The organism is Pseudomonas sp. EA_65y_Pfl1_P113 (genome assembly GCF_963970525.1).
Taxonomy (GTDB): Bacteria; Pseudomonadota; Gammaproteobacteria; order Pseudomonadales; family Pseudomonadaceae; genus Aquipseudomonas; species Aquipseudomonas tritici.
The window spans coordinates 1-621 of record NZ_CAXAQM010000226.1 but is presented as its reverse complement, the minus strand read 5'-3'; the positions used below and the strand labels follow the sequence as shown (position 1 = coordinate 621).

1 pseudogene is annotated in these 621 nt (G+C 67.3%); it reads left to right on the top strand.

What is annotated here, in order from left to right:
• A pseudogene (locus AACY52_RS29280) lies at positions 1–621 on the top strand (hypothetical protein); the annotation flags it as partial.

The following is a 621-nucleotide window of genomic DNA, read 5'->3' as shown; positions in this document are numbered from 1 at the left end:
CCCCGCAAGGGCTGGCCCGTCGCCTTTGTGCCGATCACGCCGGAGCGAGCGCAGCCCGATCCGGTGCTCGGCCTCAAGTTCACCATCGAGGCGCGGCATGGCGGGATGGTCCTGGTCGATATGACCGGGCTCGATCCTCGTCCGCTCGCCATCGCCTTTGCCGGTGCGCTGCGGCGCTCGGCCGAGCTCGGAGGATCGATCGGTGCGGCCAGCGTCATCAAGCAGTATGTCCAGGTCTATCGTCACTTCTTCGCTTGGCTTGGCGATGAAGCGCAGAAGGTGGCCGGTGTCAGCGACCTAAGCGCAGCCCATATCGATGGCTTTGCATCCGCGCTCGAACAGCGCGGGATGGGCTCGATCCACCGGCACATAACGGTCAGCAAGATCATCAACACATTGCGCGCGGTCGAGGCAGACCGGCCTGATGGGATCGCGCCCGACCTGCATGAGCGGCTGCGCTACACGCTGGCCACATCGGCGGGCCGCTCGACCCCGCGCGATGCCTATAGCCCGTTCGCCGCCCGCGCGTTGCGCGACGCGGCGCGAGCCGATGTCGAAGCGATGTTCCGCCGTCTCGGCGCCGACGATCGAACCGACGAGGGTGATCCGGCCATCACCGCC